Below are 19,858 nucleotides of genomic sequence, written 5' to 3' on the forward strand. Positions count from 1 at the left end.
CTGCCGGCAGGGCTTGATCGGCTGGATGATGGTGTCGCTATGGGCGCTATATGGCTGCGGGTGGCCGAGTCCCGATGGATGCGGATGGGGGTCGTGCTGCTCACGTCCGCGGGCGCGCTGCTTGTTTTCACGCCCGTCGTCCGGGCGATGGCGTCCTCGTCGGACGGCGAGTTCAACCGGTGGGTGGGCTGGGCCAACATCCTGGCCCTTCCGATCGGCTTCGCCGGTGTGGCCCTCACGGCCCTGGGCTGGCTGCTGCGTCCACGACGGCTTTCCGCGGACGACCTGGACGGTGTCGCCGATGTGCTGGCCGAAGGCATGCTCCACGCGTACTTGGACGGCCTCAAACAGATGATCGGCGGAGACGTCGGGGACGCCATCCGCCTGTCGCTGCTCAGCGACGAGCCCGCCCCGCGGTGGCGGAGTTCCCCCCTGATCGTCTTCGGCGACGACCGGAGCCGGAACGCCGGCGATCTTTCGACGATCCACACGTACTTCCGGGCGCTCGACCGGCCTCGCCTGGCCGTTCTCGGACCGGCGGGATCCGGCAAGACCGTTCTTCTCACGGTTCTGGCGATCCACCTGCTGAAGAGCCGCGTGACGCCCTCCGCGGACGGCGACAGGACCCATCCGAGAGACGGGCACATTCCCTATCGGCTCCCGATCGCCTCCTATGATCCGGAGGCGGGAGACATCTCCGCGTGGATCGCGGGGAGACTGGCGGAGGAGTTCCGGCTTTCGACGCCGGTGGCAAGGGAACTCGTACGCACCGGGCGTATCCTCCCGATGCTCGACGGCCTCGACGAACTGGATTCGCCCGCGACCGATCGCCGGGTCAGCCGCACGATCGAGCGGGTCAACGACTACGTGGCGGACGAACTGCGCGGTGTCGTGCTGGCGTCGCAACCGGCCGCATACGAGAACACGGCCCGGCGTCTCGACGGGGAGCGGTCGATACGGATCATGGCGCTGGACGCCGGTGCCATCCACGAGTACCTCCGGGTTCGCTTCGGCGGCCGTGACGCTCTGCAGAACGAGTGGTCCCGGGTCATCGACGGACTGGACCACGAGCGCAGGACCATGCTGCGGACCCCGCTGTGGCTGTCCATCGCGGTTCGCGCGTTCGCGGAGGTCCCCAGGACGCTCGGGGACTCCGGAACCGCCGCCGGCCTCCGGTCCCTTCTCGTGGACGGCTTCGTCCGACTGGCCTGCCAGGGATCTCGCTACAGCGAGGCGGACGTCGGGCGGTGGCTCCGCACGCTTGCCGAGCAGACGGTCCTTCAGCGAAGGCAGGGGGGCCGTGGTCCGGAAATCTCGCCGGCCCGGATATGGACGATCGCCGGCGCATGGCTTCCCAGACTCCTTCACGGCGTGCTGGCGTTGATGATCGTCGTCCCTCTCGTGTGGATTTCCGTCCTGCCCCTCATGGCGGCCCCGGCCGGTGTGGTCGTCGTCTCCGCGGGCCTCTCGGTCGGCGCGCTGGTCGTCGCCGGAACGCTCAGGGCGGAAACGCCGGTCCGTTACCTGCGCGATCCTCTGTCGATTCTCCGCCGTGTCCCGATTCGGGTCACCGCGTCCGTGCTGATCCTCGTCACGGGTGCCGTCGCTCTGCTGTGGCTTCTCGGATGGCCGTCCTTGAGCTTCGCGGTCGTGACGCTGCTGTGCCTGACCGCTCTCACCGCCCTCTTCGCGGACGTGGACGAGACGGCTCCCGTCTCGATTCGTACGGCCATGCGAAACGAGGTGATCGTGGGCGTGCTGGTGACCCTTCTCCCGATCCTGGTGATGGGCTTCGGCGGATCGTTCGTCCTGCGGTGGGCCCTGGGATTCGGTGCGGAGTACCGGGAAGTGAAGGCGGTCGTGGCCGTCGGGTTCCTTATCGGGATCACGTCCGGCATCTGGTTCACGCGTACAACCGTTCGCTACGCCGTCGCCCTGGCGATTCAGGCTTTTCAGCGGCGATTGCCGATGCGGCTCGGCGCGTTCCTCGACTGGGCCGTGCTGGCTGGGATCATGCGCACCACGGCCGGCTCGGCGTATCAGTTCCGGCACGGGGAGTTGCGTCAGTACTTCTTGACCGCGGCGCCCGGAGAGCCGACGGCCACCGTCCCCCGGGCCGCTGTCCGCGCGTCCGCTCGCCTCGTGTTGAGTGCCTCGGCGCTTGTTTCCGCGCTTGTTTCCGCGCTCGTCGTCTCTGCCGTCCTGAACTCCCTGCTCTCTGTGGGCGAGCCCAGCCGCGCCGCCAATCCGTTGGCCTTCGTCACGACGAAGGCCGCCGAGTGTGACGGTCTGCAGTGGAAGGTGCCGGGCCGACCCGAATGGGAGGCGGCCGGCTCGGGCCGCGAAGTGCGCGCGTGGCTGGACCGCAACGGGGCTGTCGACAAGGGGACCACGGAGATCACCGTTGTCGTGCAGGGGCTCATCCCACAGGCCGCGGTGCTGGAGGACATAAGGCCGCTGATCGTCTCCCGCAGACCGCCGATGCGAGGGAGCACCGTCGACTGCGAAGGCTTCGTCGAGGCCGCCGCGATGGGTGAGGCGCCCGTGTACGACCTCGTGGCCGATCTCGACGGCGGCACGCCGCGTTTCCTCCCGTCCACCGAGGTCTTCTCGGTGCGGAACTCGGAGACGCTGACCATGCGGCTGCGCGTGCGAACGACGACGTGTGACTGTTCCTGGCGCATCGAGGTGCGCTGGGTGAGTGCCGGCAAGCAGGGTGTGACCGTCCTGGACGACAACGGCCGCCCGTTCCGCACGACCGCCTGAAATCCGGGCGACCTTCTGTCAGGGCTGAGCGTTCAGGGCTGAGCGTTCAGGGCTGAGCGTTTCTACGAGGGCGCGACGAGCAGCCGGTCGAGGACGCGGACGCCGAACTCCAGGCCCTCGGCCGGAACGCGCTCGTCGAGACCGTGGAACATGCCGAAGTAGTCGAGGTCCGGCGGCAGCAGCAGCGGCGCGAAGCCGTACCCCCTGATGCCGATCCTGGCGAACCACTTGGCGTCGGTGCCGCCGGTCATGACGTACGGCACCGGCCTGCCGGCGGGGTCCTCGGCGAGCAGGGCGGCGGTGAGCTCGTCGAACAGGCCCTCGGCGGGGGAGGAGACGGCCTCCTCGAAGCTGACGAACTCACGGGTGATCTTCGGCCCGAGCAGCCGGTCGACGGTCTCCAGGAACTCCTCGCGCTGCCCCGGCAGGAACCGGCCGTCCACGTGGGCCTCGGCGGTGCCGGGGATGACGTTGACCTTGTATCCCGCGTCGAGCATCGTCGGGTTGGCCGAGTTGCGCAGCACGCCCTTGAACAGCGCCGCCGCCCGGGGGATCCGCTCGATCTCCGTCTCCAGCCGGTCGACGTCGATCGGCCGGCCGAGCGCCCGCGACAGCTCGTCGATCAGCCGGGCCACCTCGGGCGTCAGCCGTACGGGCCAGGGGTGGTCGGCGAGGCGGGCGAGGGCACGGGCGAGCTCGGCCACGGGGTTGTCGACGGCGGGCTTGGACCCGTGGCCGGGGACGCCGTGGGCCGTCAGGCGCATCCACGCGGTGCCGCGCTCCCCGACGGCCACCGGGTAGACGCGGACGTCGCCCTCATACCAGGAGAAGCCGCCGGACTCGCTGATCGCCTCCGTGCAGCCCTCGAACAGGTCGCGGTGCCGCTCGATCGCGTGGCCCGCGCCGTACTCGCCGGTGGACTCCTCGTCGGCGAGGAAGGCCAGCACGAGGTCGCGCCTGGGGCGCACGCCCCTGCGCGCGTTCTCGCGGGCCCAGGCGAGGGTCATGGCGAGCGTGCCCTTCATGTCGACCGCGCCCCGGCCGTGCACGCAGCCGTCGGCGATCTCCCCGGAGAACGGGTGCGTACGCCACTCGGCCGGGTCGGCGGGCACCACGTCGAGGTGACCGTGCAGCAGCAGCGCGTCGGGGCTGTCGCCGGGGATGCGCGCCACCACGCTGGTGCGGCGCGGCGCCGACTCGAACACCACCGGCTCGATGCCTACCTCGGCGAGCAGGGACGCCACGTATTCGGCGGCTCGCCGCTCGCCCGGCCCGTCGCCGGACCCGTCATTGGTGGTGTCGATCCGCAGCAGTTCCGAGCAGATCGTCGCGACCTCGCTCACGACACTCCACCTTCCAGCTTCAGGGGCGGGACCTCAGGAGTCGGAAAGCCGAAGACGATCCCGTAGAAGGCCAGCTCGGCTTCCAGCGCCCGGACGATGGTCTCCTCACGCCGCCAGCCGTGCTGTTCGCCCTCGAAGGTGAGGTATGCCCACCGGTGCCCGTGGCGGGCCAGTGCGGCGGCGAAACGCTCCGACTGCGCGGGATCGACCACCTTGTCTTCCAGGCCGTGCAGGAGCAGGGCCGGGCCGGACGCCCGTTCCGCGTGCAGTTCGGGGGACCTGTCCACGTAGCGCTGCCGGGTCTCGGGCAGCGGGCCGATCAGCCCGTCGAGGTAGCGCGACTCGAAGTCGTGCGTCTCGGCCGCCCAGTGCTCGGGGTCGGAGATGCCGTAGTGGGACACCGCGCCGCAGAAGACGTCGCTGTGGACGAGCGCGGCCATCGACGTCCAGCCGCCGGCGCTGCCGCCTCTGATCGCCACCTTCCCGGCCCGCCCGGTGTCCAGCAGCCACCGCGCCACCGTTTCGCAGTCGCGCACGTCCACCACGCCCCAGCTGTGGCGCAGCCGCTCGCGGTAGGCCCGGCCGTAGCCGGTGGAGCCGCCGTAGTTGACCTCGGCGACGCCGATGCCCCTGCTGGTGAAGTAGGCGATCTCCAGGTCGAACACCGGCGGGGCCGAACTCGTCGGACCGCCGTGCACGAACACCACGTACGGCGCGGGCCCGCCGCCGGACGACGGGGCGTACAGGTGCGCGTGGACTCCCCCGACCGTCACCGCCTCGGGTGTGGGCAGCTCGGCGTCCCCCGGCACCGGCTTGCCGGAGGACAGCACCTCGCGCGCCCCGGTGTCCAGGTCGACCCGCACCACCTCGTACGGCCGGAGGGGCGAGGCCGCGACGCCCACGACGTGGGAGCCCCGGCCCGACAGGGCGGGCGCCCAGTGGGTGTAATCGCCGCCGACGTCCCTGAGGGAGCCTGCCGTCGCGGGGGCGTCGAGGATTCCCAGCCGCCGCTCGTCGGCCGTGCCGTACACGGAGGCGATCCGCCCGCCGGCGACGGCGAAGAACGTCGCGCCGATCTTCCAGGTGGCGTCGCCGAACTCCAGCGGCACCGGGGTCAGGTCGCGCGCCGTGCCGTCCACCCCGACGAGGTGGATGTTCCACCAGCCGGTGGGGTCGGTGACGGCGTACAGGCTCCCGTCGTCGCGCCACTCGGCCTGGCAGGTGGACGCGCCGGACAGCAGGACGCGGTGGGGGCCGCCGTCCACGGATCCGACGCAGAGCTCGGTGGCGTCCCAGGGCATGTCCGGGTGGTTCCAGCCGATCCAGGCGAGCGACCGTCCGTCCGGCGAGACGCGCGGGTTCATCAGGAAATGATGGGTCTTCACCACGCTGCGCAGGGGGGAGCCGTCGAGTGGCACCGCGACGATGTCGCGCTCGCCGCTGCGCGCGTCGCCCCGCTCGCGCACGCACCACACCGTGTCGCCGTGGACGACGAGGTCGGCGTAGCGGGCGGGCTCCTCGGGGGTGAGCGGGACCGGCTCCTCGCCGGGGGAGCACAGGTGGATCCGGCCGTCCGCCCAGTCGGTGAACACCAGACGGCCCTCGTGCGCCCGCCAGGACCGCCCGCCGTACTCCATGACCCGGTTCCTGGCGTTCCAGCCCGGCGGGAGCACGTCCTCGATCACGCCGTCGGCCCTGCGCCGCACCACGCAGCGCCGGCCGCCCTCGCGCGGGCGCGGCTCGTCCCACCAGACCTCGTCTCCCGAGATCTCCACCCACAGCGGGCGGTCGTCCACCCGTGCGACGTCGACGGCCCGAATGGTCACCAGTTCCCCCCGGAGTCTGGAAGCGGAGTGCCGGGGGGATGCACGATGTGCGCGATCCCCCCGCTGCTCGTGGCGCGCAGCCAGACGCTCTCGAACGCCGCGCGGGGATACACCCGCCGCACGCCGCCGTCGTCCGGCGCGGCCGGATCGTTCGCGATCACGTCGCCCTCGGCCGTGAATCCCGTGACGACCATGATGTGCCCGCCGGTGGAGTATCCGGCGCCCGGCAGCTCGTGATCGCGGAAGGCCTGTGAGGTGATCACCGGGATCCCGGCGGCGATGAACCGCTCCAGCTCGGCCAGCGAGCGCAGCCGCGTGACGAAGCCGTCCAGCCCGTACCGCCCGGCGTACGCGACGCCGAAGGGCCAGTTGCCGGTGCCCTGGTAGCTGTGGTCGTACATGTCGCGCGCGGCGTGGTCGACCGCCGGGCACGCGTCGCCGGGGGTCACCCAGGCGAGGTCGGCCGGGGCGGGCCCCAGCCCCCAGTAGCCCAGCACCATCGTGAACGCCGCGGGGCTGCACCACGACTCACCGCCGCCGTCCCACTGCGGATAGTGCCCCGTGTGGACCTTCTGCGAACGGCGCGGCACGTCGAGCTCGACGGCCCGCGACCCCGGCGGGCCGCCTCTGCCCGCCTGCCCCACGGCCGAGGCCATCACGGCGAGCGAGCGCACGCCGCCGCCGCTGCCGTACAGGGTGGCGCGCACGCGGTACGACGTCACGGAGCGGGCGGCCACGAAGGTGTCGACGGCGACGTCCCCGTCGGCGTCCCCCTGGCCGGGCAGCGACGTGCGGTGGATGTCGGCGCCGGTCTCGGCCCAACGGCCCATGACGTACCACTTGGTCAGGCCGCCGGTGACCGCCCGCGCCTGGATCTCGATCTCCAGCCAGGCGCCGGGCGGCGCGGCGGCCGTCCACGACGGCACCAGTTCGGTGGCCGCGAAGCCGATCTCCCGCTCCGGGGACGTCCAGCGGATGTAGGGCCACTCCCGCTCGCCGCCGGGGGCGAACGGATCCAGATATTTCGTTGTCCCCGTCTCCCGAGCCTCGACGGACCACCGGTGGAGGACGACGGGGCTCACCTGGGGGCTCGGTCCGGCCGACAGCAGGGTGACCACCTCGCCGATTGTTGTTACCGCCCCGACCTGGCACATCGGATGGTTTACGTATCCGACACACGGGACGCTACGCCCGTCAGAGGTAGAGCCCCGTGGCGGGGGCGGGTTCGGCGGCGGCCGGGCGGCCGTCCCGCAGGGCGAACAGCTCGGCCAGGGTCGTCCCGCTCGCGCTCCCGCCCGTGCCCGCGCCCCCGGCGCCCAGCCACTGGGCCGCCTGGTCCGCCTCGAACCGGCCGACCTCGATCTGCGCCAGGCACCGCCCGGGCCGTACGACGGCCGGGTGGAGCCGGCTGAGGTCCTCGTTGGTCGTGATGGCCACGAGCACGTCCCTGCCCTGGCCGAGCAGCCCGTCGGTCAGGTTGAGCAGGCGTGACAGGCCCTGACCCGTCGACTGCTTGGCCTCGGCGCGGATCAGCTCGTCGCAGTCCTCCAGGACGAGCAGCCGCCAGCGCGGCTCGTCGTCCTCGCCCGGACCGTCCCAGCCGACGGCGACGTCCATGAGATAGCCGGGGTCGTTGAACAGCAGCTCGGGGTCGAGCACGCAGTCGACCTGGCACCAGGGCGCCCACTCGCGGGCGAGCGTGCGCAGCAGCGTCGTCTTGCCGGTCCCGGGCGGGCCGTGCAGGAGGACCAGCCGGCCCGTCACGCCGGCCGCGGTGGTCGCCATGAGGGCGTCCAGGCGGCGGGCCGCGGCCCGGGGGTAGTTCCGCCTGATCTCCTGCCAGGACGAGGTCGTGATGGGCTTGGCGGAGCGGTGGGGGCCGTGGCTCGACCGCCACCAGAAGCCCATCCGCACGTGGTCGGCGTCGGGGGCCGCCTCCTCCGCGTCCCTGGTCGCCTGCTCCAGGACCGAGCCGGCCAGTTCCTCGCTGACCGCCGTGGCGGTGAGCGTCGCCGACCGGTTCGCGCCGCGGACCACCCGCAGCGTCCACCCCTCGCCCGCGACCAGCCGGGTCTCGTACCCGTCGGTGTGCTGGGCGACGCGCAGCAGCCGGCCGCCCTCGGCGGTCAGCGGGGCGTCGGCGCGGACCCGGCCGAGGCTGGTGGTGCGGGACCAGGGCTGCTCGCCGGTGGCGAACGGCGACAGCGCCATGGCGTCGATCACGTCGGCCGGGCTGTCGGCGTCGTCGAGCCAGATCCGCATCGGCACCGGGGGTGGGGGCGTGGAGTGAGGAGAGAAGTCGACCTCCTTGAGAACGGACATACAGCGATGATCTCGACGAACGTCTCACTCTGTCGATTGGATTTATTTGGGTTATTCGATTTTCCTGCTGTTTAAGCCGTTTCATCTGGGCAAAAGTCAGTACCTATTGGGGCGTTACCGCTACGCTCGGCGTCCAGTCGTACGGTTTGCAACGGAGAGCACTGTGGCCATCGATCTCGTGTCTCGCGCTGCATGGGGCGCGCGTTCCCCCAGGGGCTCGTACTCGTCGCTGGCCTCCACGCGCGGCGTGAAGGTCCACTACACCGGTGGCCGCGTGGATCCCGGCATCGTCGGCGACCACGCCAAGTGCGTGGCCATGGTGAAGTCGATTCAGGACTTCCATATCGACGGCAACGGCTGGATCGACATCGGATACTCCATGGTGGCGTGTCCCCACCGGAAGGTCTTCGTCGGTCGCGGGCCGGGACACCTGCCGGCCGCCAACGGACCCGGCCTGAACTCCGGCCACTACGCCGTGCTCGGACTCGTCGGCAACGCCGGCCTGGTCCAGCCGACCGACGGCATCCTGCACGCGATCCTCGACGCGGTGGAGTATCTGCGCGCCAAGGGCGGCGCGGGCAAGGAGATCAAGGGCCACCGCGACGGCTACTCGACCGACTGCCCCGGCGACCCGCTGTACGCCTGGGTCAAGAAGGGCGCGCCGCGTCCCGGCACCACCCAGCCGCAGCCCGACCCCGAACCGGAGCCGGAACCACAGCCCACGCAGAAGTGGCCCGGCCGCCTGCTCAAATATCCGCCCGTGATGCGCGGCGACGACGTGCGCGCCTGGCAGGCCCGGATGAAGGAGCTCGGCTACGACATCGTCGTCGACGGCGCGTACGGGCCGGACTCGAAGGACGTGTGCCGCAGGTTCCAGAAGGACCGCCACCTCGACGTGGACGGCATCGTCGGCCCCGACACCTGGAACGCCGCATTCGCCAAGTCATGAGGCACCCGGAGTTGTCCACAGACCGGCACCCCGTTGCCCCGAGACCGGGCCGGTGCATTTAGCATCCGGTTCATGACGGTGCCGCCTGTTGAACTCGACGATCTCGCCGATCCCGCAGCGGGGTTCCCGCAGGCCACGCGGGAGCAGTGGCGGACGCTCGCGGCCGAGGTGCTGCGCAGATCGGGCTGGGACGGGTCGCCGGGCGAGGCCGAGGCCGCCCTGACCACCACGACCTACGACGGGGTGGCGGTGGCCCCGCTGTACGACGCCGCGGACCTGCCGGCCGCGCCGCGGCCGACGCGCGCACCGGGCCCGTGGGACGTGCGCCAGCGGCACGCCGACCCCGATCCGGCCGTGACCCGGGAGGCGATCCACGCCGACCTGGAGAACGGCGTCACGTCCCTGTGGCTCGATCTGAACGCGATCGATCCCGCCGCGCTGCCGGCCGTGCTCGACGGCGTCCTGCTCGACCTCGCCCCGGTCGTCCTCGACGCCGGCCCGCGTACGGCCGAGGCGGCGGAGGCGTTCCTGCGCCTGGCCGTGGAGGGGGCTGCGGGCAATCTGGGCGCCGACCCGCTCGGGCTGGCGGCCCGCACCGGCGCGACCGTGGACACCGGCGCCGCCGTGGCGCTCGCCCGCCGCTGCGCCGTGGATCATCCGGGCCTGCGGGCGATCACCGTCGACGCGCTGCCGTACCACGACGCGGGCGGCGCCGACGCCGAGGAGCTCGGCTGCTCGGTCGCGACCGGCGTCGCCTACCTGCGGGCGCTGACCGGCGCCGGCCTGACGGTCGAGCAGGCGTTCGGGCAGCTCGAGTTCCGCTACGCCGCGACCGCCGACCAGTTCCTGACCATCGCCAAGCTCCGGGCCGCCCGGCGGCTGTGGGCGCGGGTCGCCGAGGTGGTCGGTGGGCTGGGAGCCCAGCTCCAGCACGCGGTCACCTCCTCGGCGATGATGACCGTCAGGGACCCCTGGGTGAACATGCTGCGCACGACGGTGGCCTGCTTCGCGGCCGGGGTGGGCGGGGCCGACGCGGTCACCGTCCAGCCGTTCGACGCCTGCCTCGGGCTGCCCGACGCGTTCGCCCGCCGCATCGCCCGCAACACCCAGGCGCTGCTGGTGGAGGAGGCGAACGTCGCCCGCGTGGCCGACCCGGCCGGCGGCTCCTGGTATGTGGAACGGCTCAGCGACGACCTCGCCGCCCGGGCCTGGGAGTGGTTCCAGGAGATCGAGCGGGCCGGCGGCATGGCGGCCGCGCTGGAGCGGCTGGTCCCCGAGCGGCTGGCGGCGACCCGGGCCGGGCGCGCGGACAACCTCGCCCACCGCCGCGACCCGATCACCGGGGTCAGCGAGTTCCCCGATCTGAAGGAGCGGCCGGTGTCCCGGCGGCCCGGCCCCGGGCTCGCCGCGACGTCCGGCGGCGCGTCCGGCGGCGCACCGGGCGGGGGACTGCCGGTGACGCGCTACGCCGAGGAGTTCGAGGCGCTGCGCGACCTCGCCGACGCCCAGCCGAGCCGGCCCGCGGTGTTCCTCGCCACGATCGGGCCGGTCGCCGCGCACACCGCGAGGGCGGCGTTCGCCGCCAACCTGTTCGCGGCGGGCGGTGTCGCGACCGTCACCAGCGGCCCGGGAACCGACCCGGCCGCGATCGCCGCGGCCTTCCGCGACTGCGGCACCCCCGTGGCCTGCCTGTGCTCCAGCGATCGGCTGTACGGCGAGCACGCCCCGGCGGTCGCCGCGGCGCTGCGGGAGGCCGGGGCACGCACGATCTGGCTGGCCGGAAAGGGGGAGTATGAGGGGGTGGACGCCACCCTGTACGCCGGCTGCGACGCGCTGGGAGTGCTCCGCGCGACGTTCGACGAGCTGGGAGTGGACCGATGATTCCGGATTTCTCGGAGATTGACCTGGGGTCGAGCGCCACGGCGCCGGACGTCCGTCCCGGTGACATGGTGTGGGAGACCCCGGAGGGCATCGCGGTCAAGCCGTTCTACACGGCGGCCGACCTGGAGGACGGCCCGTCCCTCGCGACCTACCCGGGCGTCGCGCCCTTCCTGCGCGGGCCGTACCCGACGATGTACGTCACCCAGCCGTGGACCGTCCGGCAGTACGCGGGGTTCTCCACCGCCGAGGAGTCCAACGCGTTCTACCGGCGCAACCTGGCCGCCGGGCAGAAGGGCCTGTCGGTCGCCTTCGACCTCGCGACCCACCGGGGCTACGATTCCGACCACCCGCGCGTCGCCGGCGACGTCGGCATGGCGGGCGTGGCGATCGACTCGATCTACGACATGCGGCAGCTGTTCGACGGGATCCCGCTCGACCGGATGAGCGTGTCGATGACCATGAACGGCGCGGTGCTGCCGATCCTGGCGCTCTACATCGTCGCGGCCGAGGAGCAGGGCGTCACGCCCGACAAGCTGGCGGGGACCATCCAGAACGACATCCTCAAGGAGTTCATGGTCCGCAACACCTACATCTACCCGCCGGACCCGTCGATGCGGATCATCTCCGACATCTTCGAGTACACCTCCGAGAAGATGCCGAAGTTCAACTCCATCTCGATCTCCGGCTACCACATCCAGGAGGCCGGGGCCACCTGCGACCTGGAGCTCGCCTACACGCTGGCCGACGGGCTGGAGTACCTGCGCGCCGGGGTCGCGGCGGGGCTGGACGTCGACGCGTTCGCGCCACGCCTGTCGTTCTTCTGGTGCATCGGCATGAACTTCTTCATGGAGGTCGCCAAGCTCCGCGCCGCCCGGCTGCTGTGGGCCCGCCTGGTGAAGGGATTCGGCCCGCGCAACCCCAAGTCGCTGTCGCTGCGCACGCACAGCCAGACCTCCGGATGGTCGCTGACCGCGCAGGACGTGTTCAACAACGTCGTACGGACCTGCGTCGAGGCGATGGCGGCCACCCAGGGCCACACCCAGTCGCTGCACACCAACGCCCTGGACGAGGCGCTCGCGCTGCCGACCGACTTCTCGGCGCGGATCGCCCGCAACACCCAGCTGCTGCTCCAGCAGGAGTCGGGCACCTGCCGGGTGATCGACCCGTGGGGCGGCTCCTACTACGTCGAGCGGCTGACCCGGGAGCTGGCGCGGGCGGCATGGGGTCACATCCAGGAGGTCGAGCGGGCCGGCGGCATGGCCAGGGCCATCGACCAGGGGCTGCCCAAGATGCGCATCGAGGAGGCGGCGGCCCGCACCCAGGCCCGCATCGACTCCGGCAGGCAGCCGGTGATCGGCGTCAACAAGTACCGCCCCGAGTCCGACGAGCCGATCGAGGTGCTCAAGGTCGACAACACGGCCGTGCGCAACCAGCAGATCGACAAGCTCCGCAGGCTGCGCGAGGAGCGCTCGGCCGACGCCGTCGACGCCGCGCTGGAGGCGCTGACGAAGGGCGCGGCCGGCGGGGAGAACCTGCTGGAGCTCGCGGTGAGGGCCGCCAGGGCCAAGGCCACGGTCGGGGAGATCTCCGACGCGCTGGAGAAGGTCTTCGGACGGCACGCCGCGCAGATCCGTACGATATCGGGCGTGTACCGCGCGGAGGTGGGCGGCGGCGCGGACCGGGTCCGGGAGGCGTGCGCGCAGTTCGAGAAGGCGGAGGGCCGCCGGCCCCGGATCCTCGTCGCGAAGATGGGCCAGGACGGTCACGACCGGGGCCAGAAGGTGATCGCGAGCGCCTTCGCCGACCTCGGCTTCGACGTCGACGTCGGCCCGCTGTTCCAGACGCCGGAGGAGGTCGCCCGGCAGGCCGTCGAGGCCGACGTGCACGTGGTCGGGGTCTCCTCGCTGGCGGCCGGACATATGACGCTGGTGCCCGCGCTGCGGCAGGCGCTCGCCGGCCTCGGCGCGGAGGACGTCATGATCGTGGTCGGCGGGGTGATCCCCCCGGGCGACGTCGAGGAGCTGCGCACCGCGGGCGCCTCGGCGATCTTCCTGCCCGGCACGGTGATCGCCGACGCCGCCCTGGAACTGCTGCGCGAGCTGTCCGCCCGGCTGGGTCACCGGTGACCGCACCGGTGATCGACGACTACGTCAAGGGCGTGCTGTCGGGCGACCGGCGGTGGACCGCCCGGGCCATCACGCTGGTGGAGTCGACCAGGGCCGATCACCGGGAGATGGCGCAGCGGCTGCTGGTCGAGCTCACCCCGCATTCCGGCAAGGCCCGCAGGGTGGGCGTGTCCGGGGTGCCCGGGGTCGGCAAGTCGACCTTCATCGAGGCCCTCGGCACCCATCTCACCGGGCAGGGGCACCGGGTCGCCGTGCTGGCCGTGGACCCCTCGTCGCGGCGCTCGGGCGGCAGCATCCTGGGGGACAAGACCCGGATGGCCAGGCTGTCGGCCGATCCGAACGCCTTCATCCGGCCGTCCCCCACTGCTGGGACGCTCGGCGGCGTGGCGACGGCCACCCGCGAGGCCATCGTCGTCGTGGAGGCGGCGGGCTACGACATCGTGCTCGTCGAGACGGTCGGGGTCGGCCAGTCGGAGACCGCGGTCGCCGACATGGTCGACACCTTCCTCCTGCTCACCCTCGCCCGCACGGGGGACCAGCTCCAGGGGATCAAGAAGGGCGTGCTGGAGCTGGCCGACGTCGTCGCGGTCAACAAGGCCGACGGGGAGCACGAGACGGCCGCGCGCAAGGCGGCGCGCGAGCTGTCCGGGGCGCTGCGGCTGCTGCGCTCGGCCACGCCCGTGCTGACCTGCAGCGGCCTCACCGGCGCCGGGCTGGAGGAGTTGTGGGCGCAGGTCGTGCGCCACCAGGAGGACGCCGACCTCGCCGCCAGGCGCAGCCGCCAGCAGGTCGAGTGGACGTGGGCGCTGGTCAGGGAGCGGCTGCTGGCCATGCTCCGCGACGCCACCTGTCAGATCGCGCCGGAGATCGAACGACAGGTCCTCGACGGCACCCTCACCCCGGCGCTGGCCGCCGACCGGATCCTGGCGGCCTTCCTGGCCACCGAAGACCAGGCGGACGCCTCTCATGACACCCGGGGGATCACCTTTCCTCCCGGGTGAGACAGATCGCTACCCCTGTGACCGGGAATGCACTGTTGCACGTTTTCCCAGGCCGAAACCGTGCCACCATGTGGCCGCTTTCGATTACGGGGAGGTGCGATGAACCACGATCCGATGATGCCGCCGCAGGTGGAACGCGCTCTGCGGGAGTACCGGGCGTTACTGTCCGCACATGGGATCACCTGGGGAGAGCCGCCGCTGGGCTACGTCCGGATGATGCCGTTCCTGCGGTTTCCCGAGGCGGCCGACCGGATGACCGTCAGGCCCGACCTCGACGCGGAGTTCCGCGACACGCTGGCCGGCGAGGTCCCCCGGGGCCTGGTGGCGCTGCGGCTGACCGCGGACGGCCGGCGCATGAAGCAGCGCCTGGAGCACCGCCTGGAGCACGGCCCGGCCCGGCCGCTGCTGTCGCCGGGGCCGGCGCCCGTCATCCTGCTGGTCGACTCCGCGCTGCCGCACCCGGTGGAGGTGACGGCCGACGGCGTCCCGTACGAAATCGCGGCGGGCGGAGCCCGGCTCATCGACGTGACGACCGCGACCATGCTCACGGTGGACGGCGAGGAGGTGGACCTGTCGGGGCTGACCCGGCCCGCCCCGGCCGCGCGGCTGTGGTTGCGCGCGGGCTTCCCGTGCCGGTGGAGCGTCACGTCGGCCGACGGCCATGGGTGGTATCCGGAGGGAGTGCCGGAACGGCGCGACAACGACGACAGGCCGTTCTTCCACGGCGACGACATCGTGCTCGCCGTGCCCTGCGAGCCGGTCACGATCCGGGTCACGCGCGGCATGGAGTACGGCGTCGCCGAGACGACGGTGGTCCCGAGGACGGGGGAGGAGACGCTGGTCGGGCTCGCGCCGCAGCGGCTGTACGACGCCGCCGCCCGCGGCTGGTACGGCGCCGACCTGCACGTCCACATGAACTGGGCGGGCGACCTGGTCGCCGTTCCCGCGGAGGCGGCCGCCGCGCAGCTCGGCGAGGACCTGCACGTGCTCAACCTCGTCGCCGGCAACGTCGCGGGGGACCGGGTCTACGACCGGGAGGCGCTCCAGCACTGGGCCGGGCGCGACCTGCCGTGGTCGGACGCCGGGCACCTCGCCCGCATGGGCGTGGAGTATCGCAACGACCTGTTCGGGCACGTCCACGTCTTCGGGGTGGCCGCGCCGCCCGCCGTCTACCACACGGGCTTCGGCGCCGACGCCGACTGGCCGCCCAACGCGGCGGTCTGCGGCGACCTGCGGGAGCCGCGCGCGGTCCTGGGGTACGCCCACCCCTTCCACGGCCCGGTCTCCTCCCCGGAGGACGTGGCCGCGAACGGGACCAGGAACTGCACCGGCCGCGCCCTGGTGGTCGACGCCGCCCTCGGCATGGTCGACGGGGTGGAGGTGCTGCACTTCAGCGACCTGTCGCCCGCGCCGGGGACGGCCGAGGTCTACCGGAGGCTGGTCGGCGCGGGCAACCGGCTCGCCGCGCTCGCCGGGACCGACACCATGCTGTCGTTCACCCGCCAGGACACGGTCTCCAGCCCGCCCGGCTGGGAGCGCGTCTACGCCCGGGTGGACGGGCCGCTCAGCGCCGAGACGTTCGCCGAGGCCGTACGGCGGGGGCGCACGTTCGCCACCACCGGCCCCTGGCTGGAGCTCACGGTGGACGACCTTGGGCCGGGGGAGACGCTCAGTCTGGAGGGCGGCGAGACGGTCGCGATCCGGGCCAGGGCCGTCGGGCCGGAGGTGGAGCACATGGAGATCAGGACCGCGGCCGGCGTGCTCGCCGAGGGGCCGGGCCACGAGATCACCGCGTCGCTGCCGGTGACGGACGCCACCTACGTGGTCGCCGTGGTCCGCGGCGGCCCCCATCCGCGCTCCCCGCGCGGGCGCGCCTACGCCCACACCAGCCCGGTCTACCTCGACGTGCGGGGACGGCACGTGGCCAGGCAGGAGGACGTGCGCTGGTGCCTGCGATGGCTCGACCTGCTCGACGAACTGGTCAGGGCCGGAGCCCGGCTGCGGACCCGGGCCCAGCTGCGCGACCACCTCGACCTGATCGAGAAGGCCAGGGCGGTGTACGAGTCGCGCCTGTGATCGCGGCGGCGGAGGGCGTCAGGCGAACAGCGTGCGGCCCCAGTAGTCGCCGCCGTCGGCCACTCCGGGCGGGCATGCGAACACGCCACTGGAGACGTGCTTGATGTACTCGTTCAGCGCGTCCTTCTGGGACAGCATCCGCTGGATGGGAACGAACTGCGTGCGGGGGTCGCGCTGGTAGGCCATGAAGAACAGACCGGCGTCGAGCCGCCCCAGGCCGTCGGATCCGTCCACGAAGTTGTAGCCGCGCCGCAGCAGCCGCGCGCCGCCGTGGGCGTCGGGGTGCGCGAGCCGTACGTGCGCGTTGCCGGCGATCACGGGCGCGCCGTCCGGGCCCTTCCTGGCGAAGTCCGGCGCGTCGAACTCCCCGTGCCCGGTGAGCGGCGCGCCCTTGCCCTTGTCGCGGCCGAAGATGGCCTCCTGCTCGGCCAGCGGGGCGCGGTCCCAGGTCTCGATGTGCATCCGGATCTTGCGGGTGACCAGGTAGGCGCCGCCGTCCATCCAGGCCGGGCCGTCGCCGGGCGCGGCCCACAGGTGGTCGCGCAGCATGGCGGTGTCTTCGAGCTTGAGGTTGTTGGTGCCGTCCTTGAAGCCCATGAGGTTGCGCGGCGTCGTCTGCGCCCGCGAGGTGGACGAGGTGCGCCCGAAGCCGAGTTGCGAGTAGCGCACGGAGACCTTGCCGAAGCCGATCCTCGCGAGATTGCGAATGGCGTGCACCGCCACCTGCGGGTCGTGCGCGCACGCCTGCACGCAGATGTCCCCGCCGGAGATCTCGGGCTGCAGGTCCTCGCCGGGGAAGGCGGGCAGGTCGGCGAGCGCGGGCGGCCTGCGGTCGCCGAGGCCGAACCGGTCGTCGAACAGCGACGGGCCGAAGCCGACGGTCAGCGTCAGGCCGGAGGCGGGCAGGCCGAGCGCCTCGCCGGTGTCGTCCGGGGGCGCTTCGGGCGCCCCGCCCACGGCGCCGAACGTGCCGGCGTCCTTGCCCTGGGTCATCCGGGCCGCGGCGGCGGTCCACTCCTGGAGCAGCTCCACCAGCTCGGCCCTGTTCTTCGTGATCACGTCGAACGCCACGAAGTGCAGCCGGTCCTGGGCGGGGGTGGTGACGCCCGCCTGGTGCGGGCCGTAGAAGGGCACGGGGTCGGAGGCCGAGGCCGCGTGGGCCACCGGCTCCTCGATGAAGGACCGGCCGGCGACCGCCCCGGCCCCGACGGCGGCCACACCGGCCACACCGGCCGCGCCGAGGCCGAACAGCCGCCTGCGGCTGATCCCCGCGCCGCTCATCCGGCCACCACCGACGCCACCTTGCTGATCGGCTCGGCCAGGGCGTTGATCGCGTCGGACAGCGCCCTGAGGTCGTCCTTGGACAGGTCCGTGTGCAGCTTCCAGCCGTCGCCGCTGCGGTGGGCGGCGAGCGCGTTCTCGGCGTCGGCGAACTTCGCGTCGAGTGTCTTCACCAGCTCGGCGTCGCGCTCCTCGAGCACCGGGCGCAGCGCCTGGACCGCGGCCTTCGAGCCCTGCAGGTTGGCGTCGAAGTCCCACAGGTCCGTGTGCGAGTAGCGGTCCTCCTCGCCGGTGATCTTGCCGGTGGCGACCTCGTCGAGCAGTCCCTTGGCGCCGTTGGCGAGCTGCACGGGAGACAGGTCCACCGTCGCGGACTTCGTCACGATCGTGTTCACGTCGGTCATCAGCTTGTCGGCGATCGGGCCGTCGCCGCCGACGTCCTTCTTGACCCACAGGTCCTTCTCGATGCGGTGGAAGCCGGTCCACTCCGCGCCGTCGGCCACGTCGTTCTCCCGCGCGTCGATGGCCGGGTCGAGGTCGCCGAAGACCTCGGCGACCGGCTCGATCCGCTCCCAGTAGGTGCGGGCGACCGGGTAGAGCTCCTTGGCCTTGGCCACGTCGCCGGCCTTGACGGCCTCGGTGAACTCCTTGGTCTTGTCGAGCAGCGTGTCGGACTGGCTCTCGATGTAGCGCTTGTAGCCGGCCACGGCCTCGGCGAGCTTGGCGTCGCCGGTCAGCGGCTTGTGCTCGCCGCTGACCTTGAGGGGGCCGCGGATGCCCTTGCCGGTCATCCCGGGCTTGCAGGCGGTCTCGTACACGCCCGCGGGAAGCTCCACCACGATGTCGCGGGTCAGGCCGGGCACGATGTTCTCGACCTCGCCCATGACCCGGTCGCCCGTCGCGTACACGTAGAACTCGGTGACCTTCGAGCCGTTGTTGGTGATCGAGAAGGTCGAGGTGCCGGCGGCCAGGTCGGACTTCGCCACCTTGCACTCGGTGTCGGTGGCGGCCACGGTGATCTTCCCGTCGCCGGCCGCGGTCGCCTCGGTCGTGGTGCCGGAGCCCGTGGACGAGCATGCGGTGAGACCGGCGAGGGTCAGCACGGCGGCGGCCAGGACGGTGGGGGTGCGCATTTCGGTGGACTCCGGTCAGGAAGCGGGTTGGGGAGACTTGGGGGCGGGGCGCGCCGGCGTCTTGGCCGCGGGCCGCAGGAACAGGATGAGGACGGGAATCAGATAGGCGGCCCAGGCGACGGCCTCCAGCACGCTGGGCTGCGGGGTGATGTTGAACATCCCGCTCAGCAGCGTCGAGTACCAGGCGCTGGGGTCGAGCACGCCGCTGATGTCGAAGGCGTAGGTGTTCAGGCCGGGCACCAGTCCCGACTCCTGCAGGTCGTGCACGCCGTACTTGAAGATCCCGGCGGCCACCAGGACCAGCAGCAGGCCCGTCCAGGTGAAGAACTTCGTGAGGTTGATCCGCAGGGCACTGCGGTAGAGCCCCCAGCCCAGCGCGACGGCGGTGAGCAGCCCGAGCGTGATGCCGATCAGCGGGCTCGCGCTGCTGGTCGCGCCCTGGACGGCGGCGAACCACAGCAGGGCGGTCTCCAGCCCCTCGCGGGCGACCGACAGGAACGCCACCACGACCACGGCGGTGCCGCCGAGCTCCAGGGCCGTGCCCATCTTCTCCCGCAACTCGCCCGACATCTTGCGGGCCGCCGTGCGCATCCAGAAGACCATGAAGGTGACGAAGACGGTCGCCGCCAGGGATGTCACGGCGTCGAACATCTCCTGCTGCTGCGTGGCGAGGTGGGCCGCGGTGAAGGTCAGCAGCGCGCCGAATCCGATGGACAGGAGGACGGCGACGCCGACGCCGGCCCAGACCATGGGCAGCCGCTCGCGGCGGTCGCTCTTGACGAGGAAGGCCACCAGGATGGAGACCACGAGTGTGGCCTCCAGGCCCTCGCGAAGGCCGATGAGGTAACTCGCTAACACATCGTCCTCCGGACGGTCGGTAAGCCTAACCTAACTTAGGGCAGGTTCACCTTACCGACAAGGTCCCGAACCTGTGGAGCGGGGTAGGTCTTTTGTCACCCCCAGGGACGGGTGGGACTACGGCCGATCAATTCGATGGCGTCCCTTCCCCGTCCCGCGTTATGGTGACCGACATCCTGCCGCCGCACCCTGGAGGGTCACTTGAAGCTCTGAGGTCTCGACACCGCGCCCACGGCCGCCATCGGTGGTCCGGCGCAGCGACCTCAGGCAGACCCTCGCCTCGCGGCCCGTGCCCG

13 protein-coding genes are annotated in these 19,858 nt (G+C 72.1%); 6 read left to right on the forward strand and 7 right to left on the reverse strand.

Features of this window, described 5'->3' with window-relative positions:
• Positions 1 to 39 precede the first annotated feature (39 nt).
• Positions 40 to 2,766 carry an NACHT domain-containing protein gene (locus tag FLX07_RS21340; protein WP_142572639.1) on the forward strand — a complete coding sequence of 909 codons (2,727 nt, stop codon included), beginning with the start codon at positions 40 to 42 and terminating at the stop codon, positions 2,764 to 2,766.
• Positions 2,767 to 2,828: 62 nt separating this feature from the next.
• Here FLX07_RS21340 and FLX07_RS21345 read toward each other — a convergent pair whose 3' ends face one another.
• The 4 genes from FLX07_RS21345 to FLX07_RS21360 all read right to left on the reverse strand — a co-directional run bounded on the left by FLX07_RS21345 (position 2,829) and on the right by FLX07_RS21360 (position 8,257).
• The gene (locus FLX07_RS21345; protein WP_142572641.1) at positions 2,829 to 4,109 is read right to left on the reverse strand and encodes a M20/M25/M40 family metallo-hydrolase; all 1,281 of its coding nucleotides are present in this window, start codon (positions 4,107 to 4,109) and stop codon (positions 2,829 to 2,831) included.
• On the reverse strand, positions 4,106 to 5,935 hold the full coding sequence (locus FLX07_RS21350) for a S9 family peptidase (protein ID WP_229689867.1): 1,830 nt from the start codon (positions 5,933 to 5,935) through the stop codon (positions 4,106 to 4,108). Before FLX07_RS21350 ends, FLX07_RS21345 begins: the two co-directional genes overlap by 4 nt.
• Positions 5,932 to 7,053 carry a C39 family peptidase gene (locus FLX07_RS21355; RefSeq protein ID WP_229689866.1) on the reverse strand — a complete coding sequence of 374 codons (1,122 nt, stop codon included), beginning with the start codon at positions 7,051 to 7,053 and terminating at the stop codon, positions 5,932 to 5,934. Before FLX07_RS21355 ends, FLX07_RS21350 begins: the two co-directional genes overlap by 4 nt.
• Before the next feature lie 76 nt (positions 7,054 to 7,129).
• Positions 7,130 to 8,257, reverse strand: coding sequence for a DUF5925 domain-containing protein (locus FLX07_RS21360; RefSeq protein WP_142572644.1), 1,128 nt, complete (start codon positions 8,255 to 8,257; stop codon positions 7,130 to 7,132).
• A 163-nt stretch (positions 8,258 to 8,420) separates the two neighbouring features.
• Between FLX07_RS21360 and FLX07_RS21365 the strand changes: the two genes are divergently transcribed.
• From FLX07_RS21365 to FLX07_RS21385, 5 genes are all read left to right on the forward strand, one after another.
• On the forward strand, positions 8,421 to 9,206 hold the full coding sequence (locus tag FLX07_RS21365) for a peptidoglycan recognition protein family protein (protein ID WP_142572646.1): 786 nt from the start codon (positions 8,421 to 8,423) through the stop codon (positions 9,204 to 9,206).
• A gap of 72 nt (positions 9,207 to 9,278) precedes the next feature.
• Complete coding sequence (locus tag FLX07_RS21370) at positions 9,279 to 11,087, forward strand: methylmalonyl-CoA mutase subunit beta (RefSeq protein WP_142572648.1); 1,809 nt, start codon at positions 9,279 to 9,281, stop codon at positions 11,085 to 11,087.
• On the forward strand, positions 11,084 to 13,213 hold the full coding sequence (gene scpA, locus FLX07_RS21375; RefSeq protein WP_142572650.1) for a methylmalonyl-CoA mutase: 2,130 nt from the start codon (positions 11,084 to 11,086) through the stop codon (positions 13,211 to 13,213). The genes FLX07_RS21370 and scpA overlap by 4 nt, the downstream gene beginning before the upstream one ends.
• On the forward strand, positions 13,210 to 14,214 hold the full coding sequence (meaB, locus tag FLX07_RS21380; protein ID WP_142572652.1) for a methylmalonyl Co-A mutase-associated GTPase MeaB: 1,005 nt from the start codon (positions 13,210 to 13,212) through the stop codon (positions 14,212 to 14,214). Before scpA ends, meaB begins: the two co-directional genes overlap by 4 nt.
• Positions 14,215 to 14,313: 99 nt before the next feature.
• A complete protein-coding gene (locus FLX07_RS21385; protein WP_142572654.1) occupies positions 14,314 to 16,290 on the forward strand; it encodes a CehA/McbA family metallohydrolase in 1,977 nt (658 codons plus the stop codon).
• 18 nt (positions 16,291 to 16,308) lie between these two features.
• Here the strand turns inward: FLX07_RS21385 and efeB are convergent, their stop codons facing one another.
• Genes efeB through efeU form a run of 3 tightly spaced genes read right to left on the reverse strand, consistent with a single transcriptional unit; the run spans position 16,309 to position 19,562 of the window.
• The gene (gene efeB / locus FLX07_RS21390) at positions 16,309 to 17,571 is read right to left on the reverse strand and encodes an iron uptake transporter deferrochelatase/peroxidase subunit (protein WP_142572656.1); all 1,263 of its coding nucleotides are present in this window, start codon (positions 17,569 to 17,571) and stop codon (positions 16,309 to 16,311) included.
• Positions 17,568 to 18,704: an iron uptake system protein EfeO gene (gene efeO, locus FLX07_RS21395; RefSeq protein WP_142572658.1), complete on the reverse strand. Its 1,137-nt coding sequence runs from the start codon at positions 18,702 to 18,704 to the stop codon at positions 17,568 to 17,570. Before efeO ends, efeB begins: the two co-directional genes overlap by 4 nt.
• A 15-nt stretch (positions 18,705 to 18,719) precedes the next feature.
• On the reverse strand, positions 18,720 to 19,562 hold the full coding sequence (gene efeU / locus FLX07_RS21400) for an iron uptake transporter permease EfeU (RefSeq protein WP_142572660.1): 843 nt from the start codon (positions 19,560 to 19,562) through the stop codon (positions 18,720 to 18,722).
• Between the last annotated feature and the right edge of the window lie 296 nt (positions 19,563 to 19,858).

The sequence above is a fragment of the Microbispora bryophytorum genome (assembly GCF_006874465.1).
GTDB classification, from domain to species: Bacteria; Actinomycetota; Actinomycetes; order Streptosporangiales; family Streptosporangiaceae; genus Microbispora; species Microbispora bryophytorum.

Excerpts from the sequence above, each read along its gene's own strand:
- efeO (WP_142572658.1), bottom strand. The coding sequence starts at position 18,704 with ATGCGCACCCCCACCGTCCTGGCCGCCGCCGTGCTGACCCTCGCCGGT.
- FLX07_RS21340 (WP_142572639.1), top strand. The coding sequence starts at position 40 with ATGGGCGCTATATGGCTGCGGGTGGCCGAGTCCCGATGGATGCGGATG.
- FLX07_RS21360 (WP_142572644.1), bottom strand. The coding sequence starts at position 8,257 with ATGTCCGTTCTCAAGGAGGTCGACTTCTCTCCTCACTCCACGCCCCCA.
- FLX07_RS21385 (WP_142572654.1), top strand. The coding sequence starts at position 14,314 with ATGAACCACGATCCGATGATGCCGCCGCAGGTGGAACGCGCTCTGCGG.
- efeB (WP_142572656.1), bottom strand. The coding sequence starts at position 17,571 with ATGAGCGGCGCGGGGATCAGCCGCAGGCGGCTGTTCGGCCTCGGCGCG.
- scpA (WP_142572650.1), top strand. The coding sequence starts at position 11,084 with ATGATTCCGGATTTCTCGGAGATTGACCTGGGGTCGAGCGCCACGGCG.
- FLX07_RS21370 (WP_142572648.1), top strand. The coding sequence starts at position 9,279 with ATGACGGTGCCGCCTGTTGAACTCGACGATCTCGCCGATCCCGCAGCG.